This window comes from Streptomyces sp. PTY087I2 (assembly GCF_001687325.1).
In the GTDB taxonomy this organism is placed as follows: Bacteria; Actinomycetota; Actinomycetes; order Streptomycetales; family Streptomycetaceae; genus Streptomyces.
Map to the genome: position 1 here is coordinate 1 of NZ_LZRD01000028.1, position 26,227 is coordinate 26,227.

Here is a 26,227-nt window from a genome sequence, read left to right on the forward strand (position 1 = left end):
CCCCGGCGAAGGCCGCACCCGCCGCACCCGCGCAGCCGGCCCCGGCCAAGGCCGCCCCGGCGGCTCCGGCTCCGGCGAAGACCGCCCCCGCCCCGGCGAAGCCCGCTGCCGCCAAGCCCGCCGCCGCGCCCGCCAAGCCGAAGGCCAAGGCCGACGAGTCCACCGAGGCCCCGGCCGGCCCGGAGTACGTGACGCTGCGCGGCCCCTCGGCCGCCGTCGCGAAGAACATGAACGCCTCGCTGGAGCTGCCGACGGCCACGTCCGTCCGCGCGGTCCCGGTGAAGCTGCTCTTCGACAACCGCATCGTCATCAACAACCACCTCAAGCGCGCCCGCGGCGGGAAGATCTCCTTCACGCACCTCATCGGGTACGCGATGGTGCAGGCCCTCAAGGCCATGCCGTCGATGAACTACTCCTTCGCGGAGAAGGACGGCAAGCCGACCCTGGTCAAGCCGGAGCACGTCAACCTGGGTCTGGCCATCGACCTGGTGAAGCCGAACGGCGACCGCCAGCTGGTCGTCGCGGCCATCAAGAAGGCCGAGACGCTCAACTTCTTCGAGTTCTGGCAGGCGTACGAGGACATCGTCCGGCGCGCCCGCATCGGCAAGCTCGGCATGGACGACTTCACCGGTGTCACCGCCTCGCTGACCAACCCCGGCGGCATCGGCACCGTCCACTCGGTGCCCCGCCTGATGCCCGGTCAGGGCCTCATCATGGGCGTCGGCGCGATGGACTACCCGGCGGAGTTCCAGGGCACCTCGCAGGACACCCTCAACAAGCTCGGCATCTCGAAGGTCATGACGCTCACGTCGACCTACGACCACCGGGTCATCCAGGGCGCCGCCTCCGGCGAGTTCCTGCGCGTCCTGTCCCAGCTGCTGCTCGGCGAGAACGAGTTCTACGACGAGATCTTCAAGGCGCTGCGCATCCCCTACGAGCCGGTCCGCTGGCTCAAGGACATCGACGCCTCGCACGACGACGACGTCACCAAGGCCGCGCGGGTCTTCGAGCTGATCCACTCCTACCGGGTCCGCGGCCACGTCATGGCCGACACCGACCCGCTGGAGTACCACCAGCGCAAGCACCCCGACCTGGACATCACCGAGCACGGCCTCACCCTGTGGGACCTGGAGCGGGACTTCGCGGTCGGCGGGTTCGCCGGCAAGACGATGATGAAGCTCCGCGACATCCTCGGCGTGCTGCGTGAGTCGTACTGCCGCACCACCGGCATCGAGTTCATGCACATCCAGGACCCGAAGCAGCGCAAGTGGCTCCAGGACCGGGTCGAGCGCCCGCGCCCGAAGCCCGAGCGCGAGGAGCAGCTGCGCATCCTGCGCCGGCTGAACGCCGCGGAGGCGTTCGAGACGTTCCTCCAGACGAAGTACGTCGGCCAGAAGCGGTTCTCGCTGGAGGGCGGCGAGTCCGTCATCCCGCTGCTCGACGCCGTCATCGACTCCGCCGCCGAGGCCCGCCTCGACGAGGTCGTCATCGGCATGGCCCACCGCGGCCGGCTGAACGTCCTGGCGAACATCGTCGGCAAGTCGTACGCGCAGATCTTCCGCGAGTTCGAGGGCAACCTCGACCCGCGCTCGATGCACGGCTCCGGCGACGTCAAGTACCACCTGGGCGCCGAGGGCACCTTCACCGGTCTGGACGGCGAGCAGATCAAGGTCTCGCTGGCCGCCAACCCCTCGCACCTGGAGGCGGTCGACCCGGTCCTGGAGGGCATCGCCCGCGCCAAGCAGGACATCATCAACAAGGGCGGCACGGACTTCACGGTCCTGCCGGTCGCGCTCCACGGCGACGCGGCCTTCGCGGGCCAGGGCGTCGTCGCCGAGACGCTCAACATGTCGCAGCTGCGCGGCTACCGCACCGGCGGCACCGTGCACGTGGTGATCAACAACCAGGTCGGCTTCACCGCCGCCCCGGAGTCCTCGCGCTCCTCGATGTACGCCACCGACGTGGCGCGCATGATCGAGGCGCCGATCATCCACGTCAACGGCGATGACCCGGAGGCCGTGGTCCGCGTCGCGCGGCTCGCCTTCGAGTTCCGGCAGGCGTTCAACAAGGACGTCGTGATCGACCTCATCTGCTACCGCCGCCGCGGTCACAACGAGGGCGACAACCCGGAGTTCACCAACCCGCAGATGTACACGCTGATCGACAAGAAGCGCTCGGTGCGCAAGCTCTACACCGAGTCCCTCATCGGTCGCGGCGACATCACGCTGGAAGAGGCGGAGCAGGCGCTCCAGGACTTCCAGGGTCAGCTGGAGAAGGTGTTCGCCGAGGTCCGCGAGGCCACCTCGCAGCCGGCGTCGCCGCACGTCCCGGAGCCGCAGGCCGCCTTCCCGGTCGGCGTGGAGACCGCGGTCTCCGCCGAGGTCGTGAAGCGGATCGCCGAGTCCCAGGTCAACATCCCCGAGTCGATCACCGTCCACCCCCGTCTGATGCCGCAGATGCAGCGTCGCGCGGCCTCGGTGGAGAACGGCACGATCGACTGGGGCATGGGCGAGACCCTGGCCATCGGTTCGCTGCTGATGGAGGGCACCCCGGTCCGGCTCGCCGGCCAGGACAGCCGCCGCGGCACGTTCGGCCAGCGCCACGCGGTCCTGGTCGACCAGGTCACCGGCGAGGACTACACCCCGCTGCTGTACCTGGCGGACGACCAGGCCCGGTACAACGTCTACGACTCGCTGCTCAGCGAGTACGCGGCGATGGGCTTCGAGTACGGCTACTCGCTGGCCCGCCCGGAGTCGCTGGTCATCTGGGAGGCCCAGTTCGGTGACTTCGTCAACGGCGCGCAGACCGTCGTGGACGAGTTCATCTCCTCGGCCGAGCAGAAGTGGGGCCAGACCTCCGGCGTCACGCTGCTCCTGCCGCACGGCTACGAGGGCCAGGGCCCGGACCACTCGTCCGCCCGCCCGGAGCGCTTCCTCCAGATGTGCGCGCAGGACAACATGACGGTCGCGATGCCGACCCTGCCGTCGAACTACTTCCACCTGCTGCGCTGGCAGGTGCACAACCCGCACCACAAGCCGCTCATCGTCTTCACCCCGAAGTCGATGCTGCGTCTGAAGGCGGCGGCCTCGTCCATCGAGGAGTTCACCTCCGGCGGCTTCCGCCCGGTGATCGGCGACGACAGCGTCAAGGCGGAGGACGTCCGCAAGGTCGTCTTCGTCTCGGGCAAGCTCTTCTACGACCTGGACGCCGAGCGGGAGAAGCGCGGCGACAAGGAGACCGCGATCATCCGGTTGGAGCGGCTGTACCCGCTGCCGGGTGCGGAGATCCAGGCCGAGATCGCGAAGTACCCGAACGCCGAGAAGTACCTGTGGGCGCAGGAGGAGCCGGCGAACCAGGGTGCGTGGCCGTTCATCGCGCTCAACCTGATCGACCACCTGGACCTCGCGGTCGGCTCGGACGTGCCGCACGGCGAGCGCCTGCGCCGCATCTCGCGGCCGCACGGCTCGTCCCCGGCGGTCGGCTCGGCCAAGCGTCACCAGGCGGAGCAGACGCAGCTGGTCAACGAGGTCTTCGAGGCCTGAGGACCACGCGGCTGAACACCCCGGGGACCCGGTTCCGCGCTTGTCGCGGGGCCGGGTCCCCGGCGTTTCCCCGCTGGATATCCTTCTCCCATGTACTTCACGGACCGTGGCATCGAGGAACTGGAGAAGCGGCGCGGCGAGGAGGAGGTCACCTTCGAGTGGCTCGCCGAGCAGCTGCGGACGTTCGTCGACCTCAACCCCGACTTCGAGGTGCCCGTCGAGCGCCTCGCGACCTGGCTGGCCCGGCTGGACGACGAGGACGACGAGGACGAGTAAGGTCCCGGTCCCGCTCTACTGGCTTTCGGCGCCCGCCCTGGCCCGCTCGTACGCGAGTCCCAGCGCGCCCTGCGCCAGCAGCACCGCCCCGGCCGCCGCCCAGCCGCCGCTGCGGCGTCGCGCGCCCCACAGCAGGAGCGGAAGCCCGGCCGCGAGCTGGACGGCGGCGACGGCCCGGGCCCGGGGCCCGCGTACCCACGGGCCGACCCGGCTGTTCTCGACCGCGTCCAGTTCGACCCGTACGGCATCGCGCCAGCCGGCCCACTCGACACGGTCCACCTGGCGCTGCACCGCCGCGACGCTGCGCAGCCGGTCGGCGCTCTCGCCCGGGGAGAGTCCGGCGGGCAGGGTCAGTCCGGTGCCGGTGAGGACGGCGAGCAGTCCGCGCAGCCGGGCTTCCGCGTCCGTCTCCGGATCGGGGCGGGTCAGCTCCTCCAGCGCCTGTACGTCGAGCACCGGGTCGAGGCCGAGCCGGGCGGCGAAGGTCCGCATGGCCTCGTCCTCGCCCACCGGGGTGCCGTCGGTCAGCCAGACGTAGCCCACGGGCCGGCGGAATCCCGCGGCGAGGGTGTATCCGGCCCGGTCCGCGTCCCACCACAGGGCGAGCACCGGCCAGGTGGAGCCGACGGCGAGCGCGGTGGCCCAGCCGCCGAGGACCCGGTCGACCGGCTCGGCGTCCTGCCCCGCTCCCCCGGCCCGCCAGGGCTTCCCCTCCGGGACCAGCACACTCCACTCCTCACCCGCGCGGACCAGCAGCATCTGCTCGCGCAGCAGGTGGGCGAGCGGCCGTACGGTCTCGGGGTCGGCCCGGCACAGCAGGAGAGCCCCGGTGGATGTCGCGTTCATGGCTCATACGCTAGGGCAATTTGCCCGCATTTGATCGCGTTGCAGGCATTGTGCTGACCGCCGCCGGGAGACGACATCCCTTGACTTCCCCCATCCGCGATATATCGTGTTCTCAACGAGACGCGATATGTTGCGTTGCCACGCTTCCCGGGAGGTCACATCCATGCCTGTGTCGACATGGACCATCGATGAGCCTCGGAAGCTCACCTTCGACGATCCGGTGGCGGCGCTCCAGGTGCGTATCGTCGACGGCACGGTCAACGTGGTCGGGACCGACGAGCCGGGCGCCCGGCTGGAGGTCTCCTCGATCGAGGGGCCGCCGCTGATCGTGACCCAGGAGGACGGCCGGCTCACCGTGGCGTACGAGGATCTGCCCTGGCAGGACCTTCTGCGCTGGCTCGACCCCAAGGGCCGCCGCCGCAGCGCCGTCGTCTCGCTCGTCGTGCCCGCCGCGGCCTCGGTCGAGGTCGGCGTGATCGGCGCCGGGGCCGTCGTCTCCGGCATCAGCGGCCGTACGGAGGTCCGCGGCATCACGGGCGACTCCACGCTCGTCGGGCTGACGGGCGCGGTGCGCGGGGAGTCGGTGTCGGGCAGCCTGGAGGCGCAGAGCGTCACGGGGGACCTGCGCTTCCAGTCCGTGGCCGGCGATCTGACGGTGATCGACGGGGCGGGGGCCTCGGTCCGGGCCGAGTCGGTCAGCGGGGACATGGTGCTGGACGTCGACCCGTCCGGGAAGCCCACGGACATCCGGCTGACCACGGTGTCCGGCGAGATCGCGATCCGGCTGCCGCACCCGGCGGACGCCAAGGTCGAGGCGAACACCGCGAGCGGGGCCGTCTCCAACGCCTTCGAGGACCTGCGGGTCGGCGGGCACTGGGGCGCGAAGAAGATCACCGGCACGCTGGGCGCCGGGACGGGGACCCTGCGGGCGACGACCGTGTCCGGTTCGATCGCCCTCCTGCGCAGGCCACCCGCCGAGGACGACGCGTACGCCGCCGAGCCGACCGGAAAGGTTCTCTGACATGCCCCCCGTATTCGCCCACGGCCGCCTGCGCCTGTATCTCCTCAAGCTTCTGGACGAGGCCCCGCGCCACGGTTACGAGATCATCCGCCTGCTGGAGGAGCGCTTCCAGGGCCTCTACGCCCCGTCCGCCGGCACGGTCTACCCGCGGCTGGCCAAGCTGGAGGCCGAGGGCCTGGTCACCCACGCCACCGAGGGCGGCCGCAAGGTCTACTCGATCACCGACGCGGGCCGCGAGGAGCTGGCGGGCCGCAGCGGCGAACTGGCCGATCTGGAGCTGGAGATCCGCGATTCGCTCTCCGAGCTGGCCGCCGAGATACGCGACGACGTGCGGGGCGCGGCGGGCCGGCTCCGCAGCGACATGCGGGCGGCGGCATCGGAGTCCCGGCACGGTACGAAGGCGGGACCGGGGACCGGGACCGGAAAGGCGAAGGGGAAGGGCGAACCCTCCTCCCCCTTCGGCGACTTCGGGGACTTCGGCGGTCTGGGCGACCTCGGCGACAGCGAGGCGTGGCGGACGGCGAAGGAGGAGCTGCGCCGGGCCAAGCAGGAGTGGAAGGAGCAGGCCCGCCGGGCGAAGGACGAGTCCCGGCGCGCCCGCGAGGACGCCCAGCAGGCCCGCCGCCAGGCCAAGGAGGCCCAGGAGAAGGCGCGGGAGCAGATGCAGGCCGCCGCCCGTCAGGTGCAGGAGCACTTCGCCCGGGGCGACTGGCCCTCCGGCGTACGGGAAGGTCTCGCGGAGATCACCGGCCAGCTCGGCGGCTTCGCCCGGTCCGGCACGTGGCCCCCGTTCGGCAAGCCCGAGCCGGAGGCGGCCCCGCCCGTCCAGGACCCGGCACCCGGCGCGGACTGGGGGCAGGACGTGCCGACGACCGGCGACCCGGTGCGCGATCTGGACCGCCTGCTGGACCGGTTCCGCGACGGCGTCCGGGACACGGCGCGCGATCACGGGGTGACGGAGCCCCGGCTCGCGGAGGCCCGCCGCCACCTGGGCGAGGCGGCGGCACGGATCGAGGCGCTGCTGACGGCGGAGGACGGGGACGGGGACAGCAAGCAGGCCTGAGAGGGGATCCCCTCACCCGGCCTGGGCGTGCCCCTGGCCCGCTGCGCCGCCGTCGCGCCCATCGGCATCGGAGCCGTACAGCGCGCGCCGCACGGCCGTGTACGTCGCACCGTGCTCGGCGAGGACGTCGGCGACGACTCCCGGCTTCGCGGTGAGGGCGAGGAGCAGGTGTTCCTCGCCGATGAACCGGTCGCCGCGGCCGAGGGCCACCCGGAGCGAGTTCTCCAGGACGGTCTTCGCGCCCGGGGTGAAGGGGCGGTGCCCGGACGACCACCACCGGCGGCCGCGGCGGTCGGCGTCCAGGGCCCCTTCGCCGTGGACTCCCTCGACCTGGGACACGATCGCGCCGACGTCGATCCCGATACCGGCGAGGGCATCGGTGTCGGCCCTGGTCAGGCCGCCGCGGCGGCGGGCCTCGGCGAAGGATGCCTCCAGGGAGGCGCGGCGGTCGTGGAGGCCGAGGGCGGTGGCGGCGAACGCGGCCCGGCCGCCCTCCTGTTCCAGCAGCGCGAGCAGCAGGTGTTCCTCGGTGACCGAGCCGGCCCCGGCCCGCTCGGCCCGGGCGGCGGCTCCCTTCACGGTCGCGCGGGCCCCTCGGGTGAATCGCTCGAACATCAACGCCTCCCGTACTTCTTGTGCACGGCCTGCCGGCTGACGCCCAGCTCGGCGGCGATCTCCTGCCACGACCAGCCCTGAGCCCGGGCGCTTCTGACTTGTACGGCTTCGAGCTGCTCCAGCAGCCGTCGCAGCGCGGCCACCGCCCGCAGCCCGACGCGCGGGTCGCGGTCACCGGCGCGCGCGGCCAGATCCGTTGCTTCGGTCATGATGTCAACCTACATTGACACCTCTCGCTCGTCAATCAAAGTTGACAACATCGTCGGCGAGGCGGGCGTGCCGCTCGACGTCGTACCGGACCTTCCCGTACCGCAGCTTGGCCCGCTCGATGCCCTCGGGCGCGAATCCGGACCGGGTCGCGACCCGGCAGGAGGCGACGTTGTCGGTGCGGTGCCCCAGCTCCAGCCGGTACAGCCCGAGCTCGTCGAAGGCCCAGCGTGCGAGCGCCCGCACGCCGGCCGGGGCGACACCCCGGCCACGGGCGGACTCGGTGGTCCAGTAGGAGACCCAGCCGCTGTCGTGCGTCCGGTTGACGACGTTGAGCGCCACACAGCCCAGCGCCTCGCCGCCCTCGCCCACGACGGCCCAGGAGTAGCCGGTGCGCGCCCCCCGTTCGCGCGCGCGTTCCGCGATCCAGACCAGCGCCCCGGATCGGTCGTCGACGGGCCGGTCCGTCTGGCGGTCCATCTCGGCCGGGGCGAAGGCGCGGAGCACGGCGGAGGCGTCGTCGGGCAGCCAGGGGCGCAGCAGAAACCCTTCAGGGGTGGTCAGTTCGTCCATACGGGCCAGCTTCCCGCACGGTCACGACGACCTCGCTCCCGGGCCACGCGAGAACGACCGGCCGTCCGCCGCGCGACGAGGGGCCGAGGACATGAGCACGTCCGGTGGCGGTGACACGCCAGCCCCGGGGCGTGGGCGGCAGGGACAGCTCCGTCACCCCGGGGCGGGCGGCGGCCCGGTAGGCGAGGCGGTAGGTGCGGGTGCCCGCGTCGTACGTGTCGGAGCGGACGGTTCCCGCGACGGCCGGGGCGTACGGGGTGGCGGTCTGCTCCTTGTTCGTACGGAAGCGGCCGCGCTCGTCGACGGCGCAGTAGCCACCGCCGTAGCACCAGACGTACCCCGCCCAGCCGGAGCTGTAGCGGTTCAGGGAGGCGACGGCCTCGCGGTAGAAGCGGCCCATGTTGGGGAGGGCGTTGTTGAGCGGCCCCCACTCGCCGACGACCACGGGCATCCCGTACCGGGCCGGGTAGGCGGTGACGGCGGCCTCGTACGCCTCGATCCAGCCGGCGTCCGGGTCGTAGTCGGCGCCCGCCTCCATGGCGGTGTTGTAGAAGTGCGGGGCGTACACGGTCCGGCGGTCATGGATCCGGCCGAGCCCGGTGGGGACGCCCTCCCCCACGATGGGGGTCGGCTCGACGAAGATCCAGGTGGAGCGGTCCTCGGCGCGGATGGCGCGGGCGAGCCGGTTGTACATCGGGGTGAGGTGCTGGGCCTCGATACGGCGGGCGGCGGTCGGCAGGTCCTCGCCGGGGCGCAGCTCCCCCATGGGCTCGTTGATCAGGTCGTAGCCGATGACGGCGGGATGGCGGCCGAACCGGTCGGCGAGGACCTGCCACATGGCGGCCTGGGCGCGCTGGAGGTCGGGGTCCTCGTAGAGGTGGGTGAAGGCCCGCTGCACGGCGGGCTGGAAGTACTCGGAGAACCAGTCGTCGGGGTTCGGGGTGAACGGCAGCCCGTCGGTCCTGGTGGCCCATTCCGGGATGCCCCGGTGCCCGAACGCGGGCCCGAAGACGTCCTGGTGGGCGTCGATGAGGACGTGGACGCGGTGCTTGCGGGCCCAGTCGAGGATGCGCTCGATCTTACGGAGGTAGCGCGCGCTGTACTGGCCGCGCCGGGGCTCCAGATCGTCCCAGAAGACCAGCAGCCGGGCGAAGTTGAAGCCGTTGGCGCGCAGGTCGCGGAAGTGGCGTTCGGTGATGGCGCTGAGCGCGTCCTCGCCGCGGTTCGCCTTGTCCTCGACGTTCCAGCCGCGCAGGGTGAGGGTGCGGCCCTGGTCGTCGGTGAGGGGCGGGATGGCGCGTTCGTACGAGGCCACGGGTGCGGGGCGCGCCGAGGCGGCGGGGGCGAGGGCCCCCACCGCGAGCACGGACGCGACGACAAGTGCCATGAGTGCTCTGCCCATTCGCATGGGCGGCATCCCATCAGCAAAGCTGAGAGATGTTCAAGTATGAGTGGCGGAGGAGTTTTTGACGAACCTAGGAGGTCGGCGTGAGCACGATCTTCCCGAACAGGTCGCCGGACTCCAGCCGCTGGAACCCCTCCCGGGCCCGGTCCAGCGGCAGCACCTCGTCGATGACCGGGCGCACGCCGGTGGCGGCGCAGAACGCGAGCAGGTCCTCCAGCTCGTCCTTGGACCCCATGGTGGAGCCGACGACCTTCAGCTCCAGGAAGAAGATCCGGGTCAGCTCGGCGTGCGAGGGCCGGTCGCCGCTGGTGGCCCCGGAGATGACGAGGGTGCCGCCGGGGCGCAGCGACTTCACGGAGTGGGACCAGGTGGCGGCGCCCACGGTCTCGATGACGGCGTCCACGCGCTGCGGGAGCCGGGCGCCGGGCTCGTACGCCTCCAGAGCGCCGAGTTCGACCGCCCGCTCGCGCTTGGCCTTGTCCCGGCTGGTGGCGAAGACCCGCAGCCCGGCGGCCTTCCCGAGCACGATCGCGGCGGTGGCGACCCCGCCGCCGGCGCCCTGGACGAGCACGGAATCTCCGGGCCGCACCCCGGCGTTGGTGAACAGCATCCGGTACGCGGTGAGCCAGGCGGTGGGCAGGCAGGCGGCCTCGGCGAAGCTGAGCTCCTTCGGCTTGGGCAGGACGTTCCAGGTGGGGACGGTGACCTGCTCGGCGAAGGTGCCCTGGTAGCGCTCGGTGAGGATGGAGCGCGGCTCCTTCGGCCCGACGCCGTGCCCGGACTGCCCGATGACGGAGTGCAGGACGACCTCGTTGCCGTCCTGGTCGACGCCGGCCGCGTCGCAGCCGAGGATCATCGGCAGCCGGTCCTGCGAGAGGCCGACGCCACGCAGGGACCAGAGGTCGTGGTGGTTGAGGGAGGCTGCCCGGACGGTGACGGTGGACCACCCGGGACGGGTCTGCGGGGCGGGGCGCCCACCCAGCTCAAGGCCGTCGAGGGGGTGGTCGGGGTCGATGCGGGCTGCGTAGGCGGCGAACATGGCTTGACGATAGGCGGGGCGCGCCGCCCACGAAACAGCCTCCACGTGTGACGCACACCAACAAACCCAGCCCCTCCGGCGATTGAGGAGCGGGGGCCCGAACCAATAAGCCCCTGCGGCGATTGAGCAGCGGGGGTCTGGGGGCGGAGCCCCCGGGGCGCTGCCCCGGACCCCGCTCCTCAATCGCCGGAGGGGCTGGAAGTGCGGGCCTCAAACACCGCAGGGCTGGTAGTGCAGGCCTCACTCGCCGCGCGGGCAAGGTGTGCGGGCCCAAACACCGCAGGGCTGGTGGTGCGGGCCTCACTCGCCGCGCGGGCAAGGCCGGAAAGCGAAAACGGGCGGGGCCCGTACAAGTACAGGCCCCGCCCATTACGCATCGCTCGGCAACAACCTCAGCGCCGAGCCACCCCCTCCGCCCGCGCCGCCGCAGCCACGGCAGCCGTGACAGCAGGCGCGACCCGCTCGTCGAACGGGGACGGGATCACGTAATCCGCCGCCAGCTCGTCGCCCACGACATCCGCCAGCGCATTCGCCGCCGCGATCTTCATGCCCTCCGTGATCCGCGAGGCCCGCACCTGGAGCGCACCCGCGAAGATCCCCGGGAACGCCAGCACGTTGTTGATCTGGTTCGGGAAGTCGGACCGCCCGGTCGCCACGACGGCCGCGTACTTGTGCGCGACCTCCGGGTGGACCTCCGGATTCGGGTTGGCCATGGCGAAGACGTACGCACCGGGCGCCATCGACGCCACCGCCGCCTCCGGCACCGTACCGCCGGAGACGCCGATGAAGACGTCCGCACCGGCGAGCGCCTGCTCCAGGGAGCCGGAGATCCCCGCCCGGTTCGTCAGCTCAGCCAGCTCGCGCTTGACGTCGGTGAGGTCGTCGCGGTCGCGGCTGACGATGCCCTTGCGGTCGGCCACCGCGATGTCGCCGATCCCCGCCTCCAGCAGGAACTTGGCGATGGCCACGCCCGCCGCGCCCGCACCGGAGATGACGCCGCGCAGATCGCCGAGCGTCCGCCCGGAGAGCTTCGCGGCGTTACGCAGGGCGGCCAGGGTGACGACCGCGGTGCCGTGCTGGTCGTCGTGGAAGACCGGGATGTCCAGCCGCTCCTGGAGCTTGCGCTCGATCTCGAAGCAGCGGGGCGCCGAGATGTCCTCCAGGTTGACCCCGCCGAAGGAGGGGGCGAGCCGGACGACGGTGTCGACGATCTCGTCGGCGTCGGTGGTCGCGAGCGCGATCGGCACCGCGTCGACGCCGCCGAACTGCTTGAAGAGGATGGCCTTGCCCTCCATCACGGGGAGGGACGCCTCGGGCCCGATGTCACCGAGGCCGAGCACGGCGGTGCCGTCCGTCACGACGGCCACGACCTGGGACTTCCAGGTGTAGTCGTGGACGAGCTCGGGGTTGTCGGCAATGGCGCTGCACACTTTCGCCACTCCGGGCGTGTACGCCAGGGAAAGGTCGTCCTTGTCCCGGATCGGGACGGTGGCCTGCACGGCCATCTTCCCGCCCCGGTGAAGGGCGAAGGCCGGATCGAAGGGCTCGTCGGCCCCGGTGTCCGCCGCGCTCGTACGCTCGATGCCACGGTCGGTGGCGCTGTCGATGGTGCTGTCGCTGCGAGGATTGACGATCTCCGCTGCCATGGTGTTGACCCCTTAAGTCTTCATCGTTTGAGGGTGGCCACTCCTGGTTGAGGAGGGGTGGGCGGGCACCGCGTACGTGCCCCGCGCCGGGCGGTTGGCCCGCCCGGGCAGGGAGAGGTACGTACGCGCGGGCGCGCCGCACACGCGCCCTGGGCCCCGGATGAGGGGTGTAAACGTCTTTCTTACCGGACGAACGGTGTTACGGACGAGTCCATATCGACGCGGTGACGTGACTCATAGTCGAATATCTGGACAAGTCGGCAAACCGGTATAAATGCCGTCCACCAGTCGAGACGTGCCGAAGATTCTCCGGCGAGAGGATGGAATCCCCATAGAAGGTCCGGTCCCGAGGTACCGGCCGTTGATGTTCGGGGGTCGCCCGTTATCCGATTTTGACATGGCGGGACCCCTGAATGGGCCAGTCCGAATGGCAGGATGCCGTTCACACGAGGTGGCGACACTCGAAGGTGCGTGCCAAGCCGCCCCACCAGCACCTCACCCTCACCTGCCGGAGGATCCCGACATGACCGCAAGCATCATGCGTCGTAAGACCGCCAAGTCCCGGATCGCGGCGGTCGGCGCCATCGCGGTCGCCGGCTCCCTGCTGCTCACCGCCTGTGGCGACCAGACCGACAGCGCGTCCTCGGGGAGCGGCGACAGCACCGCCAGCAAGGCCGGCGCCCCGCTCTTCTCGAAGCTGCCGGAGAAGTACCGGAAGTCGGGTGTGATCAAGGTCGGCACGAATGCCGAGTACGCCCCGATGGAGTCCGTGGAGAACGGGAAGATCGTGGGTGTCGACCCCGATCTGGCCGAAGCGCTCGGCAAGCAGCTCGGCGTGAAGTTCGAGTTCACCTCCGGCAGCTTCGACGGCCTCATCACCGCCCTGAACTCCGGCCGCCACGACATCGCGATGTCGTCGATCACGGACAACAAGCAGCGCCAGGAGGGTCTGGACGACTCCGGCAAGAAGCTGGGCGAGGGCGTCGACTTCGTCGACTACTTCCTCGCCGGTACGGCCGTGTACACGAAGAAGGGCAACCCGCAGAACATCAAGTCCATCGAGGACCTGTGCGGGAAGCGCGCGGCGGTGCAGCGCGGCACCACGTACGAGGAGGCCCTCAAGAAGCAGTCGAAGGCCTGTACGGACGGCGGCGAGAAGGCCATCACGATCGAGTCGTTCGAGAACGACACCGAGGCCCAGACCCGCGTGAAGTCCGGCGGTGCGGTCGCCGGTGTCAACGACTACCCGGTCGCGGTCGACCTGGCCCGCAAGGCCGACGGCGGCAACGCGTTCGAGGTCGTGGGCGAGCAGGTCGACGCCGGCCCGTTCGGCATCGCCGTCAAGAAGACCAACACCGGTCTGCGCGACGCCCTGAAGGAGGCCGTCGACGCGATCATCGCGGACGGTTCGTACCAGAAGGTGCTCGACAAGTGGGGCGCCGGTACCGGAGCGATCGACAAGGCCGCCATCAACGGCGGCAAGTGACCGGACGCTTCACCGAAGGGCAGTCACGATGACTGACAAGTTCGACAAGACACCCGCCGCCTCACCGGCCGGCCAGGTGTCCGTCTCCAAGGGCGCCACCACGGCCCCGGAGAACATCAAGGCCATTCCTGTCCGCCATGTCGGCCGTTGGATCAGCGGCGTCGTGGTGATCGGCCTCCTGGTCGCCCTCGGATACGCCTTCTCGCAGGGCAACATCCAGTGGCAGGCCGTCGGCGACAAGCTGTTCGACAGCAACGTCGTCGCCGGTGCGGGCCGTACCCTGATGATCAGCGTCCTCGCGATGGTCCTCGGCGTGATCCTCGGCGTCGTGCTCGCCGTGATGCGGCTGTCGAAGAACCCGGTCACCAGCTGGGTGGCCTGGCTGTACATCTGGTTCTTCCGCGGCACCCCGGTCTACGTACAGCTGCTGCTCTGGTTCAACCTGGCGCTGATCTTCCCGGTCCTGAACATCCCGTTCATCTACAAGGACGAGATGACGGACGTCATGACCCCGTTCATGTGCGCCCTGCTGGGGCTCGCGCTGAACGAGGCCGCCTACATGGCGGAGATCTGCCGCGCGGGCATCCAGTCGGTCGACGAGGGCCAGACGGAGGCCTCGCACGCGCTGGGCATGACCCAGGCGAAGACCATGCGCCGTGTGGTCCTCCCGCAGGCGCTGCGGGTGATCATCCCGCCGACCGGCAACGAGTTCATCAACATGCTGAAGACCTCGTCGCTCGTCTACGCGGTCACGTACAACGAACTGCTCCGCTCCACCTCGCAGATCGGCTCCACGTCGTACGCGGTGATGGAGATGCTGTTCGTCGCGTCCATCTGGTACATCGTGATGACCAGCGTGTTCAGCGTCGGCCAGTATTACCTGGAGCGCCGCTTCGCCCGCGGCTCGCTGCGTTCGCTGCCGCTCACCCCGTGGCAGCGCGTCAAGGTCAACCTCGCCGCGTTCAGCAACCGGCCCTCCGGAGGTGTCTCCTCATGACCACTCCCATGGTGAAGGCCGAGGGCGTCCACAAGTCCTTCGGCGCCGCCCACATTCTCAAGGGCATCGACCTGGAGGTCGCCCCGCGTGAGGTGTTCTGCCTGATCGGCCCGTCCGGCTCCGGCAAGTCGACCTTCCTGCGGTGCATCAACCACCTGGAGAAGATCAACGCCGGCCGGCTCTCGGTCGACGGCGAACTGGTCGGCTACCGGCAGAAGGGCGACAAGCTCTACGAGCTGCGGGACAGCGAGGTCGCCCTCCAGCGCCGTGACATCGGCATGGTCTTCCAGCGCTTCAACCTGTTTCCGCACATGACGGCGCTGGAGAACGTCATGGAGGCGCCGATCCAGGTCAAGGGCGAGGCCAAGGCCGTGGCCCGGGCCCGCGCCGAGAAGCTGCTGGACCGGGTGGGCCTCGGCGACAAGGCGAAGAACTACCCCTCGCAGCTCTCCGGCGGCCAGCAGCAGCGCGTGGCGATCGCCCGCGCGCTGGCGATGGAGCCGAAGCTGATGCTCTTCGACGAGCCGACCTCCGCGCTCGACCCCGAGCTGGTCGGCGACGTCCTGGATGTCATGCGGGGCCTCGCCGAGGACGGCATGACGATGATCGTCGTCACCCACGAGATGGGCTTCGCCCGCGAGGTGGGCGACGCGCTGGTCTTCATGGACGACGGCGTGGTGGTCGAGTCGGGCCACCCGCGCGAGGTGCTGACCAACCCGCAGCACGACCGGACGAAGTCGTTCCTGTCGAAGGTGCTGTAGGGCGCGCATACGGGAGGGCGGTACGGACACGGGTCCGTACCGCCCTCTTTTTTGCTCGCGCGCGGCCTACTTCACCGCGAGGACGAGGCTGTCCGACGGCGAAGCCCAGACCGTTCGGGCCTCACCGAAACCGGAGGCGATGAGCGTACGGGCGTGCCAGTCGGCGGAGGGCATGTCGCCGTCCGCGTGCTCGCCGTAGATCGCGAACCGCTCGGCGGTGGGTGCGGCGAGGACGGGGTCCTTGGCGGCGACGGCCCACCACTCGGCCCAGTCCAGGGCGCCCGCGGCCTTGGCGCGGTCCATCGCGGCGTGCCGGTGGGCGCGCTCGGCGGCGTTGATGCGCGGGGTGGCCGGGTCGATGGTGCGGTCGGCGTTCATGAAGACCCCGCCGTCCCGGACGAGCCCGCCGAGCTGCCCGTACAGCACGGCGAGCGGCTCGCTGTGCAGCCAGTGCAGGGCGGTGGCGGTGAGGACGGCGTCGTACGAGGTGTGGGGCAGCCGCCCGGTCCAGTCCGGGTCCTTGAGGTCGGCGGTGACGAAGGTGACCCGGTCGTCGCCCTCGAAGGTGCCGCGGGCGATGGTCAGGAGCGCGGGGTCGAGATCGACGCCGGTACTCGTGGCGTCCGGGAACCGCTTGAGGAGCCGGTCCGTAATACTTCCCGTACCGCACGCGAGGTCGAGGACCCGCGGTCGTGGCCCGACGACCGCCTCGACCATGTCCAGCATCACCCGGAACCGCTCCTCACGGTCGGGCATGTACCACTCCTGCTGCCGGTCCCAGCTCTCCTGCCAGGACTGCCAGTCGGTGCCTGTAGCCGTCTCCGTCACGTCAACCTCCGCATCAAGCCCGCTGTAATGCCCATCAACCTAGATCGACCATTACACTGGTCGATGCCCAGACTCTAGCCCGACGCCGTAAGGACTACAAGTGGAACTGGCCTCTTACTCGGACTATGCCGTGCGCCTGGTCAACACCGAGGAGCCGGCCCGCAACAAGGACACGCTCACCTCCGTGGAGGCGGTCCGGGAGCTGTTCGGCGTCAGCCGGCAGGCGGCGCGGCGGGCGGCGGAGGCGGACGTGACCCGGTTCCGTTCCGTACGGGCACGGCTGCGCGCGGTCTTCGAGGCGGCCGACGACGGGGACGAGACGCTCGCGGTCGACCTGCTGAACTCGCTGCTGCTGGAGTTCCCGGTGAGCCCGCAGATCTCGGGGCACGACTTCCGGGACGAGGACGGCAGGCCGGACTGGCACATGCATCTGGCCGACCACCCGTCGAACGCGACCGCGGGCTACGCGGCCATCGCGGCGATGGGCCTGGCCTTCCATCTCACCGGGCACGGCGTGGACCGGCTGGGCCTGTGCGAGGCGGCACCCTGCCGCAACGCCTACCTGGACACGTCCACCAACCGCTCCCGGCGCTACTGCTCGGACCGCTGCGCGACCCGGGCGAACGTGGCCGCCTACCGGGCCCGCAAACGCGAGGAGGCCGAACGCACCGGCCGCAGCGCGGAGACCGCCCAGCCCAGCACCGCCGTCACCGACCGCTGACCCTTCGCCAGGGGCCGGTAGCGGGCCCGCACCCGGGCCAGCACGAGCTCCTCGGGCACGACCCCGTAATCCGTGCTGTCCCCGCCCGCGAACGTGTTGTCGCCCCGCACCCACCACCCACCGGGCCGCCGCTCGACGGCCCGCTTCACCACCAGCAGGTCCTGCTGGAAGGGGTGCCGCAGGATGACCACGTCACCGGGGCGCACGGCCACGCCGTACTGCACGAGCAGCAGATCACCGTGGTAGAGCGTGGGCACCATCGAAGGCCCCGTCACCTCCACCACCCGCAACGGACGCCGCGTCACCCGCCCGCCCCCGGACACCTGTCGCCGCTCCGGCATCTGCGCCACCGCCCGCTCCTCCTCCGTACACCGTCCCGTAGGACACCCTTCCGCGGACCGCCCCGTACATTCGGCCGACGGCCCGATTCTCACACCGGACTTTTGACCTAAGCCCCTGGGGCAGCCACGGAAAGCGGCGCTCCACGGAGTAATGTCCCACCTGAGAAGACGATCACGAGGAGGACAGCTCCATGCTTTCCCGCCTGTTTGCCCCCACGGTGAAGGTCAGCGCCCACTGCGACCTGCCCTGCGGCGTGTACGACCCGGCCCAGGCCCGCATCGAGGCCGAGTCGGTCAAGGCCGTCCAGGAGAAGTACCAGGCCAACGAGGACGCGGACTTCCGCACCCGCGCCATCCTGATCAAGGAGCAGCGCGCCGAGCTCGCGAAGCACCACATCTCGGTGCTCTGGAGCGACTACTTCAAGCCCCCGCACTTCGAGAAGTACCCGGAGCTGAACCAGCTGGTCAACGACACCCTGAAGGCGCTCTCCGCGGCCAAGGCCTCGAACGACCCGAAGACGGGCCAGAAGGCGCTGGACCTGATCGCCGAGGTCGACCGGATCTTCTGGGAGACGAAGAAGGCCTGATCTCCGGCTGGGCTGTCTGACCTGCGGTTCCGCCGGTCACACCGCCTACCGGACCGCACCCGGTCCGCGGACCGCCATCTCGGCGGCCATGGTGGGCCGGGTGCGGTGCTGTTCCCGGGCCTCTCGATAGCATCGGGCCATGATGGAAAGTCCTGTTGTCGAGCTGCTCGAGGCCGAGTACCGACGCGTTTGGGACCGCTTCTCCGACGAGTTCACGTTTCGGCCGAGTACGAGCTCCCTCAAGTGGCCGGCCATCAAGGAGCCCGTCCCGTCGGTTACCTGGAGCCTTGCCGCGCTCGACGACGACCCTGAACACGAGCGTTTGGACCGCCTGGTCGAGGTGGTCGAGCAGGGGCTGACTTCCTGCATCGGCCCGGATGCGACCCTGCTCGCGCTCGACTGGCAGCACACCTCGTATCGCTTCACGCCGCGGGGCGTCGGTGGCCCTGGGCAGCCGGCATGGCCTCTGAGTCCGTACCCCGACGGGGACTACTACATCTACCTCTCGGAAGACTTCCGTACGGGCAGTTTTGGGCACCCCTGGGAATACTCTCTGTGTTTGTTCGGTCAGGAATTCCTCGACGCCGCATCCACGGAGGTCGAGAGGCTTCTCGGCCGGCCGATCCGCAGGTCACCGGCCCTGCCCATGCCCCGGTACGAAGAAGGCCTGATCCAGGTGGAATCAGCAGACCCGGCCCGCACGGCTGCTGAAGCCGAACATCGGACCGGGCGCGACGTTTGGCGCGCGGGCAGGCGAGGTGCGTGCGGGCCCTGATGCGCGGGCGGGTAAGAGTCAGACTTCGGCCTTCCCCTGATGCAGGACAAAGGCGATGTGCGGCTCCAGCGCACGCAGGAAGTCGGGGGCGTCGAAGACCTCACCGGCGGGGACGACGCCGAGCGTCCCGGTCCGGCCGGTGAGGACGCGGTCGAGGGCCTCGGCGACCAGGGGCGCGGTGACGGCGTAGATGTCCTGGCCGCTCGCGGTGGCCCGGCGTTCGGTGTCGCCGGAGCGGACGACGGCGTCGACGAGGAAGGTCTGGTCCGAGCGGCCGTTCTCGTCTGCGGCGGCGGGTGCCTGCGTGTCGGGTGAGACGACGTCGCGGGCGGCCTCGGCGCTCATGTACGTGGTCACATCGGGGATCGCGAGGTGCTGGGGGACCGTGACGACGTCCGCCATCGTGAACTCCCCGATCACCGGCCGGCGACCCACCGGTTCGGGGAACGTCCACTCCAGGGCGGGCGCGGCGTCGGTGCGGCGCTCCCACTTTCCGCCCCGGTAGCGGAGCCGGTGGTCTCCGCGCCGCTCGCGGGAGACCGCGCCCGAGAGCCGGGTTCCGGCCGTGGGGTGCCAACTGCTGAGCCCGTAGGCGATGTGGGCCTCGTCGGCCTCGGCCCAGTCGCCCATCGCCGCCGTGACCAGCAGATCGCCGAGTCCGCCGAAGAAGGCCATCGCCGGAACGATCATCGCGCCCTCCTCCAGAGCCCGTTCGCGGTACTGGCCGAAGGTGTCGAGGTTGGCCTCCAGCTCGGCGGCCACGTCCAGGTAGGGAATCTTCGCGCGGAGCGCGGCCTCGATCACGGGGCCGGTGGTCGAGGCGAAGGGTCCGGCGCAGTTGATGACCGCTACCACGCCTGCCAGTGCCCGGTCCAGCGAGGCCGGATCGTCGACCGACGCCACCCGGGCCGTCCAGCCATGGTCGAGGGCCAGCTTCTCCAAGGCCTGCGCGTTGCGCCCGGACGGCACCGGGACGTATCCGCGTGCGGCCAGCTCCGCCACCACGAACCGGCCCGTATGGCCGTACGCTCCGAACACCGCCACCGGCTGACCCGACCCCATGGGACTCCCCCTCGCTGTTGACCTGCTCCACCACCCGCCGCGGTGGTGGGCCGCCGCGGCTTGACACCACTCATCCTGATCGCGGTCCGCCTCGGGCGCGATCGTCGGAAACGACAGACCCCGTACAGTTTCCGACATGCCCTCTGTCGCCCTGGCCGTCGCCGACGGCGTCCTGCACTACGAACTGTCCGTGGCTGTGGAGGTGTTCGGGGCCGACCTGGCCCACATCGTGGACCCCTGGTACGACTTCTCCCTCTGCGGGAGCGGCCCGGTGCGGGTCGACCGCTTCCGCCTGGAACCCGACCACGGGCTCGACCACCTCGCGCGCGCCGACACGGTGATCGTCCCCGGTTGGGCCGACACCGACCGCGAACCGCCCGCCGAGCTGGTCGACGCGGTGCGCGCGGCCCACACGGCGGGCGCGCGGGTGGCGTCCCTGTGCACGGGTGCCTTTGTCCTGGGCGCGGCGGGGCTGCTCGACGGGAGGCGCGCCACCACCCACTGGGGCCACACCCGGGAGCTGGCCCGGCGCCACCCGGCAACCACCGTCGACCCGGACGTCCTCTACGTGGACAACGGCGATGTGCTCACGTCCGCGGGCAAGGCCGCCGCCATGGACCTGTGCCTGCACCTGGTCCGGCTCGACCACGGCTCGGCGATCGCCAACAGGATCGCCCGGCGCCTGGTCGTCCCGCCGCACCGCGACGGCGGTCAGGCCCAGTTCATCACCACTCCCGTCCCCGCGCCGGGCGGCCATCCGCTGAGCGATCTCTTCCCGTGGGTGCTGGAGCGACTGGACCAGCCGCTCACCGTGGAGGATCTGGCCCACCGGGCACGGATGAGCTCGCGCCACCTCACCCGCCATTTCAAGCACCTGACCGGCACCACTCCCCTTCAGTGGCTGCACGCCCAACGCATCCGTCACGCCCAGGAGTTGCTGGAGACGACCGACGCCGGGGTGGACACCGTCGCCGCGGCCGCCGGCATGGGCACGGCCACCACCTTGCGCCGCCACTTCCAGCGCAGCGTCGGCGTCCCGCCGGACACCTATCGCCGCACCTTCCGCTCCTGAAGCACCCACCGGATCCGTCGGGTCCGCCAGATCCACCCGCCCGCACCCTTGCCACTGGCCCTGGGGCCGGGAAGGGGCTACCCTGCAAGCACAACAAGACGATACGTATCGTCTCAGATTCATCGCCGGAACAGTGAGGTCCACCATGGAACGCTTCGTCGATGCCGCCCCCGGTGTCCGCCTCTGGGCGGAGGAGCGCGGCGCTCCGGGCGCGCCCGTCCTGCTCCTGGTCATGGGTGCGCAGGCGTCCGGGCTCGGCTGGCCCGACGAGCTGGTCGAGCTGCTGGCCGTACGGCACCGGGTCATCCGGTACGACCATCGGGACACCGGTCGCTCCACCGCCTCCTTCGACGAACAGCCCTATCCGCTCACCGCGTTGGCCGAGGACGCCGTCGCCGTGCTGGACGCGTTCGGGGTGGGGCGCGCGCATGTGGTGGGGATGTCGATGGGCGGCATGCTCACGCAGCTGCTCGTCGCCGACCATCCCGAGCGGCTGCTCAGCGCCACCGTCATCGGGACGAACGCGCTCAGTTCCACGCCGTACGTCGCCCCGGACGGCCGCCGCATCCCGCCGGAGGAGCTGCCCGGGGTCTCCCCGGAGCTGATGGAGCTGTGGTCGCGGCCCGTCGAGGACCGGGGTCCGGAGGCGGAGCTGGAGCGGCGCGTCGAGCACTGGCGGGTGCTCGGCGGGGGCCTGATCCCGTTCGACGCCGCGTACGCCCGCGAACGGGAGCGCCGGATCATCGCGCACACCGGCCACCACCACGCCGGCACCGCCCACGCCCGCGCCGACTACTCCGGCATGGAGCGCACCGAGCAGCTGGCCGCCACCGAGGTGCCCACGCTGATCACCTCGGCCCCCGCCGAACCGGTCGCCCCGGCCCCGCACGCCGAGCACCTCGCCCAGGTCATCCGCGGCGCCCGGCTCGTCGAGATCCCCGGCATGGGCCACGCCCTCCCCCGCGAGGTCCACGCCCCGCTCGCCGCCGCGATCCTGGACCACACGGGCCGGGGCTGAGGCACCGGGCCGCGTCGCCCACGTCGTGCGCGTCCATCCGGCCGGGGCTGACACACCGGGCGCCGCACACCCCGCGTCATACCTGAGAGCCACCCCTCAGGTGCACTCCCCAGCGGGACGCCGACTACCGGCCCCCATTCATAACTTCTGTACCGGAAGCACGCATTGCCCCTGGTACGGAAGGACCTCACCCCATGCCCGACCGCCCGCGCGGACCCCGTCTGCGCCGCGCCCTCCTCGCCGCCCTCGTCACCCTCGCGGTGGCCGTGCCGGTGTCCGGGGCGGCCCGGCCCGAGGCCGTGTCCGCCCCCGCGCCGACCGCGCTCGGGCCGCTGCGGGACGCGAGCCCGGCGGCGCTGGAGGAGCGGTACGCGGTCAGCCGGAGCGACATCCGGGCGGCCGAGCCGGCGGCGGACGCACACGGGGACCTGAAGCGGGCGGCCTCCCTGCGCGGGATGGCCGCGCCGGGGCGGCAGTTCCTGTCCTTCGACGGGCGGGACGGCGGCCGGAGCGTGGAGGTCGTGGGCGAGCTGTCCTCGGCTCGGTGGATCGCGGTGCTGGTGCCGGGAGCCGGTGTCGGGCTGGACGCGTACGGGCGGCTGCGGCGTGACGCCCGGGCGCTGCACCGGGAGTTGGGCGAGGACGGGGCCGTCATCGTCTGGCTGGGCTACCGCTCCCCCGCCACCATCAGCCCGGCCACCCTCACGACCGGGCGCGCCGACCAGGCCGCTCCGGGGCTGCGCGCCCTGGTGGACGAGGTGCGCGCGGTGCGCCCCGCCGCCCGGATCAGCCTGCTCTGCCACTCGTACGGTTCGGTGATCTGCGCCCGGTCCGCACCGGGGACCTCCGCCGACGCCCTCGTCCTCTACGGCAGCCCCGGGGTCGGCAGCGACGATGCGGCCGCGCTCCGTACCGGGGCGCGGGTGTGGGCGGGGCGCGGCGGGGACGACTGGATCGCCCGGGTGCCGCATGTCCGGGTGCGGGTGCCGTTCGTCGCCACGGTGGGGTTCGGGACCGATCCGGTGGCGGAGGAGTTCGGGGCCGAGGTGTTCGACGCGGGCGATGGCGGCCACAGCGACTACCTGCGGCCCGGGTCAAGGTCGTTGACGAACCTCGCCCGGATCGTGGCCGGTGCCGAACCGCTGGGGGCCTCCCGATGACCGGGCTCGTCGCGCGGATCGAGGCCGCCACCCCGCCCGGCCGCGACCGGGCCGTCGACGCCCTGCGGGCCCTGGCGATCCTCGGCGTGGTGGGCGGACACTGGCTGGTCACCGCGCTCGTGGCCGACAGCGGCACCGTGCGCGGGGCGAGCCCGCTGACTGCCTTGCCGCACCTCACCCCCGTCTCCTGGGTCTTCCAGACGCTCGCGGTGTTCTTCCTGGTCGGCGGGATGGTGGCGGCCGGGAGTTGGGCCTCGGCGCGGAAGCGGGGTGTGCCGTACGGGCGGTGGGTGGGCGGCCGTCTGGCTCGGCTGTTCCGGCCGGTGGCGGCGGTGCTCGTGGTGTGGGCGCTCGCGGCCGCGGCGATGCTGGCGGCCGGGGTCGGCGAGTCCACCGTCCGGGCGTTGGGCAAGCTGGTCTGGTCCCCGCTGTGGTTCCTGCTGGTCTTCGCCGTGCTGACCGCGCTGACTCCACTGGTGGCGCGGCTGCATCCGCTGTGGCCGCTCGTGGTGGTGCTGCACGTCGACCTCGTACGCCTGGGTCTTGGCGGTCCGCGCGAGCTGGGGTGGGTCAACGTGGTCGCGGGGTGGCTGGTGCCGTACTGCCTGGGGGCGCTGGTGGCCCGGGGCGGGCTGCGCGGCCGGGCGGGCCGCTGGGCGCTGCTGCTCGGCGGGGCGACGGCGGCGGCCGGACTCGTGCTGTGGGCGGGGTATCCGGCCTCCATGGTCGGCGTTCCGGGCGGCCGGATGTCGAATCTGGACCCGCCGAGCCTGGCCGTCGTCGCGTTCGGCCTGGCCCAGTGCGGCGCGGCGCTGCTGCTGCTCGGGCCGCTGCGCCGGGTGCTGCGCAGGCCCGCCGTGTGGGCGGTGGTGGCGGTGGTGAACCTGTCCGCGATGACCGTGTTCCTCTGGCACCAGACCGCGATGATCGTCGTGACGACGAGCGCGCTGCTGCTCGCGGACGGGCCGCTGCCGGGGCTGCACACCGTGCCCGACGGGGCCGGCTGGGTGGCCGCCCGACTGCTCTGGCTGCCGGTGTTCGCCCTGGCGCTGCTGGGGTGCTGGGTGGCGTTCCGGGGTTACGAGCAGGGCGGGCGGCGCGGCAGCGGGGGCTCCCTCGTCGTACGGGCGTCCGCACCCGAGCGGAAGGGGCGGGCGCGTCGTGCCTAGTCTGAGGGCCAGTGAAGCCGAGGGGGCGGTGGGGGCGGTGACGCCATCGAGGGCGGTGCGTCTGCGGGCGGCGGTGCACCGGGCTCCGCGTGCGCTGTACGAGGAGTTGTGGGCCGCGCCCGCCGACCGGGTGCCGCGCATGGGCGAGCCGGACGCACCGGCGTGGCGGCCGTCGTTGCTGGTGCTGCTGATCATCGCGGCCGCCTGCTTCGCGGTGCCCCGTACCAACGAGCTGGTCACGGAGGCGAGCAACGGAGTCAGCGGGTGGGCGGTGCTGGCCGCCCTGACACAGTCCGTGGTGCTGGTGGCCGGGATGATCCGCCCGGTCGGGGCCTGGTGGGCGGCGACCGCGCTGTCGGTGACCACGGTCCTGGTCACCGAGCCGGTCATGAGCCCGGACCGGCTGTTCCCCTGGAGCGTCATGGGGATGGTGTTCCAGGGCGGGGCGCTGTTCCTGCTGGCACTGCGCGTCCCGCTGCGCCGCGCGACGGGGGCGCTGGCCCTCACGCTGCTGGCGGGCATGGCCCTCACGCTGCACCAGACACAGCGGCACAACCTCGACCTGGACCGCTCCGCACCGGTGTTCGTCGTCGCCCTGGTCCTCGGCGCGGCGTTGCGCAGCCTGCGCCTGGCCCGTAAAGACCTCGTCGTCCAGGCCGAGTTGACGGCCGAGGAGCGGGCGCGGCGCACCCTGCTGGAGGAGCGCAACCGGATCGCGCGCGAGCTGCACGACGTGGTCGCCCATCACATGTCGGTGATCTCCATCCAGGCACAGGTCGCCCCGCATCTGGTGGAGCACCCCACCGACGAGCTGCGGGAGAATCTCACCGGCATCCGCGAGAACGCGCTCGAAGCCCTCGCCGAACTGCGCCGGGTGCTGGGCGTCCTGCGCTCCGAGGACGCGCCCGCGCAGAGTACGCGGCATGCCCCGCAGCCCGGTCTCGACCGGCTCGGCGAGCTGGTCGCCACCGTGCGTTCCGCCGGTCTCGCCGTCACCGTCTCCACCACCGGCACACCCCGCCCGCTGTCGCCGGGCGTGGAGCTGTCGGCGTACCGCATCGTGCAGGAGGCTCTGAGCAACGTGATGCGCCACGCGCCCGGGGCGAGCGCCGAGGTGGTGATCGACCACCGGCCCACCGGGCTGACCGTCCGGGTCGTCAACTCCCCGCCAGGCCACCCGGCCGCCCCCTCCCCCGCCGTACGCCACGGACTGCTCGGGATGCGTGAGCGCGCGGCGATGCTCGGTGGTGAACTGGCCACCGGCCCGACGCCCGACGGCGGCTGGGAGGTCACCGCGCTCCTGCCCGCCACCACGACCACCGAGGACGCCCCATGACCCCGCCCATCCGTGCCGTGATCGCCGACGACCAGATGATGGTCCGCCAGGGCTTCACGGTCCTGCTCGACGCCGAGCCGGACATCGAGGTCGTCGGCCAGGCCGTGAACGGGCTCGACGCGATCGACAAGGTCGCCGAACTCGCCCCGGACGTCGTCCTGATGGACATCCGGATGCCCGAGCTGGGCGGCATCGAGGCGACCCGGCGGATCACCTCCGCCGAAGGCTCGACGGTGAAGGTGCTCGTCCTGACCACCTTCGATCTCGACGAGTACGTCTACGAGGCACTGCGCGCGGGCGCCTCCGGCTTTCTGCTCAAGGACGCCTCCGCCGATGAACTCGCCCATGCCGTACGGGTGGTGGCGTCGGGTGACGCGCTGCTCTCCCCCAACATCACCAAGCGGCTGATCGTGGAGTTCTCCCGGACGGCCGGGGCGCCCCGCACGCCGCTCAAGGAGAGGGTCGGGGACCTGACCGAGCGCGAGACGGAGGTGCTGACGCTGATCGCGGGCGGCCTGTCGAACGCCGAGATCGCCCGGCAGCTGATCGTCGCCGAGCAGACAGTGAAGACCCATGTGGGCCGCATCCTGGTCAAGTTGGGCCTCCGCGACCGGACCCAGGCGGCGGTGTTCGCGTACGAGTCGGGGCTGGTGCGTCCGGCGGGTCTCTGACCACCCGGGC

General features: G+C 71.4%; 26 protein-coding genes. 16 read left to right on the forward strand and 10 right to left on the reverse strand.

Annotated features, from left to right (window positions below; all coding sequences use genetic code 11):
• Positions 1 to 3,542, forward strand: a 3,542-nt coding sequence (locus A3Q37_RS27890) for a multifunctional oxoglutarate decarboxylase/oxoglutarate dehydrogenase thiamine pyrophosphate-binding subunit/dihydrolipoyllysine-residue succinyltransferase subunit (RefSeq protein WP_065488467.1), incomplete at its 5' end; no start/stop codon positions are given.
• 90 nt (positions 3,543 to 3,632) lie between these two features.
• Positions 3,633 to 3,818: a DUF6104 family protein gene (locus A3Q37_RS27895; protein ID WP_010061466.1), complete on the forward strand. Its 186-nt coding sequence runs from the start codon at positions 3,633 to 3,635 to the stop codon at positions 3,816 to 3,818.
• A gap of 15 nt (positions 3,819 to 3,833) precedes the next feature.
• On the opposite strand, the gene A3Q37_RS27900 is transcribed toward A3Q37_RS27895, so the two are convergent.
• Positions 3,834 to 4,664, reverse strand: a complete 831-nt coding sequence (locus A3Q37_RS27900; protein WP_065488475.1) for a hypothetical protein — start codon at positions 4,662 to 4,664, stop codon at positions 3,834 to 3,836.
• Between the two features lie 163 nt (positions 4,665 to 4,827).
• On the opposite strand from A3Q37_RS27900, the gene A3Q37_RS27905 reads away from it, so the two are divergent.
• Positions 4,828 to 5,685 carry a DUF4097 family beta strand repeat-containing protein gene (locus A3Q37_RS27905; RefSeq protein ID WP_065488477.1) on the forward strand — a complete coding sequence of 286 codons (858 nt, stop codon included), beginning with the start codon at positions 4,828 to 4,830 and terminating at the stop codon, positions 5,683 to 5,685.
• A gap of 1 nt (position 5,686) precedes the next feature.
• Positions 5,687 to 6,748: a PadR family transcriptional regulator gene (locus A3Q37_RS27910; protein ID WP_065488483.1), complete on the forward strand. Its 1,062-nt coding sequence runs from the start codon at positions 5,687 to 5,689 to the stop codon at positions 6,746 to 6,748.
• Between the two features lie 12 nt (positions 6,749 to 6,760).
• On the opposite strand, the gene A3Q37_RS27915 is transcribed toward A3Q37_RS27910, so the two are convergent.
• From A3Q37_RS27915 to A3Q37_RS27940, 6 genes are all read right to left on the reverse strand, one after another.
• Positions 6,761 to 7,363, reverse strand: coding sequence for a Clp protease N-terminal domain-containing protein (locus A3Q37_RS27915; RefSeq protein WP_065488485.1), 603 nt, complete (start codon positions 7,361 to 7,363; stop codon positions 6,761 to 6,763).
• Entirely contained in the window at positions 7,363 to 7,572 is a 210-nt protein-coding gene (locus A3Q37_RS27920) for a helix-turn-helix domain-containing protein (protein ID WP_064068547.1), read from the reverse strand. Before A3Q37_RS27920 ends, A3Q37_RS27915 begins: the two co-directional genes overlap by 1 nt.
• Before the next feature lie 31 nt (positions 7,573 to 7,603).
• Positions 7,604 to 8,143: a GNAT family N-acetyltransferase gene (locus A3Q37_RS27925; RefSeq protein WP_065488487.1), complete on the reverse strand. Its 540-nt coding sequence runs from the start codon at positions 8,141 to 8,143 to the stop codon at positions 7,604 to 7,606.
• Positions 8,121 to 9,530 carry a cellulase family glycosylhydrolase gene (locus A3Q37_RS27930; protein ID WP_065488489.1) on the reverse strand — a complete coding sequence of 470 codons (1,410 nt, stop codon included), beginning with the start codon at positions 9,528 to 9,530 and terminating at the stop codon, positions 8,121 to 8,123. The genes A3Q37_RS27925 and A3Q37_RS27930 overlap by 23 nt, the downstream gene beginning before the upstream one ends.
• 88 nt (positions 9,531 to 9,618) lie before the next feature.
• Positions 9,619 to 10,587 carry a zinc-binding dehydrogenase gene (locus tag A3Q37_RS27935; RefSeq protein WP_065488491.1) on the reverse strand — a complete coding sequence of 323 codons (969 nt, stop codon included), beginning with the start codon at positions 10,585 to 10,587 and terminating at the stop codon, positions 9,619 to 9,621.
• A 392-nt stretch (positions 10,588 to 10,979) separates the two neighbouring features.
• Positions 10,980 to 12,233 carry an NADP-dependent malic enzyme gene (locus tag A3Q37_RS27940; RefSeq protein ID WP_065488492.1) on the reverse strand — a complete coding sequence of 418 codons (1,254 nt, stop codon included), beginning with the start codon at positions 12,231 to 12,233 and terminating at the stop codon, positions 10,980 to 10,982.
• A gap of 523 nt (positions 12,234 to 12,756) precedes the next feature.
• On the opposite strand from A3Q37_RS27940, the gene A3Q37_RS27945 reads away from it, so the two are divergent.
• From A3Q37_RS27945 to A3Q37_RS27955, 3 genes are read left to right on the forward strand one after another with little or no spacing between them, the layout of a single operon-like run.
• The gene (locus tag A3Q37_RS27945; RefSeq protein ID WP_065488495.1) at positions 12,757 to 13,719 is read left to right on the forward strand and encodes an ABC transporter substrate-binding protein; all 963 of its coding nucleotides are present in this window, start codon (positions 12,757 to 12,759) and stop codon (positions 13,717 to 13,719) included.
• A 28-nt stretch (positions 13,720 to 13,747) separates the two neighbouring features.
• Positions 13,748 to 14,716, forward strand: coding sequence for an amino acid ABC transporter permease (locus tag A3Q37_RS27950; protein ID WP_065488497.1), 969 nt, complete (start codon positions 13,748 to 13,750; stop codon positions 14,714 to 14,716).
• A complete protein-coding gene (locus A3Q37_RS27955) occupies positions 14,713 to 15,477 on the forward strand; it encodes an amino acid ABC transporter ATP-binding protein (RefSeq protein WP_079138021.1) in 765 nt (254 codons plus the stop codon). The genes A3Q37_RS27950 and A3Q37_RS27955 overlap by 4 nt, the downstream gene beginning before the upstream one ends.
• Positions 15,478 to 15,543: 66 nt before the next feature.
• Here the strand turns inward: A3Q37_RS27955 and A3Q37_RS27960 are convergent, their stop codons facing one another.
• Positions 15,544 to 16,305, reverse strand: a complete 762-nt coding sequence (locus tag A3Q37_RS27960) for a trans-aconitate 2-methyltransferase (RefSeq protein WP_065488501.1) — start codon at positions 16,303 to 16,305, stop codon at positions 15,544 to 15,546.
• A gap of 100 nt (positions 16,306 to 16,405) precedes the next feature.
• Here A3Q37_RS27960 and A3Q37_RS27965 point away from each other — a divergent pair, with 100 nt between their 5' ends.
• The gene (locus tag A3Q37_RS27965; protein WP_065488503.1) at positions 16,406 to 17,026 is read left to right on the forward strand and encodes an ABATE domain-containing protein; all 621 of its coding nucleotides are present in this window, start codon (positions 16,406 to 16,408) and stop codon (positions 17,024 to 17,026) included.
• On the opposite strand, the gene sodX is transcribed toward A3Q37_RS27965, so the two are convergent.
• On the reverse strand, positions 16,939 to 17,367 hold the full coding sequence (gene sodX / locus A3Q37_RS27970; RefSeq protein ID WP_065488642.1) for a nickel-type superoxide dismutase maturation protease: 429 nt from the start codon (positions 17,365 to 17,367) through the stop codon (positions 16,939 to 16,941). The two genes, A3Q37_RS27965 and sodX, sit on opposite strands and share 88 nt — an antisense overlap.
• Positions 17,368 to 17,558: 191 nt before the next feature.
• On the opposite strand from sodX, the gene sodN reads away from it, so the two are divergent.
• Positions 17,559 to 17,954 carry a superoxide dismutase, Ni gene (sodN, locus tag A3Q37_RS27975; RefSeq protein WP_065488505.1) on the forward strand — a complete coding sequence of 132 codons (396 nt, stop codon included), beginning with the start codon at positions 17,559 to 17,561 and terminating at the stop codon, positions 17,952 to 17,954.
• Positions 17,955 to 18,093: 139 nt separating this feature from the next.
• Complete coding sequence (locus tag A3Q37_RS27980) at positions 18,094 to 18,729, forward strand: DUF2716 domain-containing protein (protein WP_079138022.1); 636 nt, start codon at positions 18,094 to 18,096, stop codon at positions 18,727 to 18,729.
• A gap of 18 nt (positions 18,730 to 18,747) precedes the next feature.
• Here A3Q37_RS27980 and A3Q37_RS27985 read toward each other — a convergent pair whose 3' ends face one another.
• Positions 18,748 to 19,791: a trans-acting enoyl reductase family protein gene (locus A3Q37_RS27985; RefSeq protein WP_176711526.1), complete on the reverse strand. Its 1,044-nt coding sequence runs from the start codon at positions 19,789 to 19,791 to the stop codon at positions 18,748 to 18,750.
• Between the two features lie 136 nt (positions 19,792 to 19,927).
• Between A3Q37_RS27985 and A3Q37_RS27990 the strand changes: the two genes are divergently transcribed.
• The 6 genes from A3Q37_RS27990 to A3Q37_RS28015 all read left to right on the forward strand — a co-directional run bounded on the left by A3Q37_RS27990 (position 19,928) and on the right by A3Q37_RS28015 (position 26,217).
• On the forward strand, positions 19,928 to 20,863 hold the full coding sequence (locus tag A3Q37_RS27990) for a helix-turn-helix domain-containing protein (RefSeq protein WP_065488507.1): 936 nt from the start codon (positions 19,928 to 19,930) through the stop codon (positions 20,861 to 20,863).
• Between the two features lie 145 nt (positions 20,864 to 21,008).
• Positions 21,009 to 21,881, forward strand: coding sequence for an alpha/beta fold hydrolase (locus A3Q37_RS27995; protein WP_065488509.1), 873 nt, complete (start codon positions 21,009 to 21,011; stop codon positions 21,879 to 21,881).
• Positions 21,882 to 22,075: 194 nt separating this feature from the next.
• Entirely contained in the window at positions 22,076 to 23,041 is a 966-nt protein-coding gene (locus A3Q37_RS28000; protein WP_065488510.1) for an alpha/beta hydrolase, read from the forward strand.
• Positions 23,038 to 24,210 carry an acyltransferase gene (locus A3Q37_RS28005; RefSeq protein ID WP_065488511.1) on the forward strand — a complete coding sequence of 391 codons (1,173 nt, stop codon included), beginning with the start codon at positions 23,038 to 23,040 and terminating at the stop codon, positions 24,208 to 24,210. Before A3Q37_RS28000 ends, A3Q37_RS28005 begins: the two co-directional genes overlap by 4 nt.
• 28 nt (positions 24,211 to 24,238) lie before the next feature.
• Entirely contained in the window at positions 24,239 to 25,546 is a 1,308-nt protein-coding gene (locus A3Q37_RS28010; protein WP_065488512.1) for a sensor histidine kinase, read from the forward strand.
• A complete protein-coding gene (locus tag A3Q37_RS28015; RefSeq protein WP_065488513.1) occupies positions 25,543 to 26,217 on the forward strand; it encodes a response regulator transcription factor in 675 nt (224 codons plus the stop codon). The genes A3Q37_RS28010 and A3Q37_RS28015 overlap by 4 nt, the downstream gene beginning before the upstream one ends.
• Positions 26,218 to 26,227: the final 10 nt, after the last annotated feature.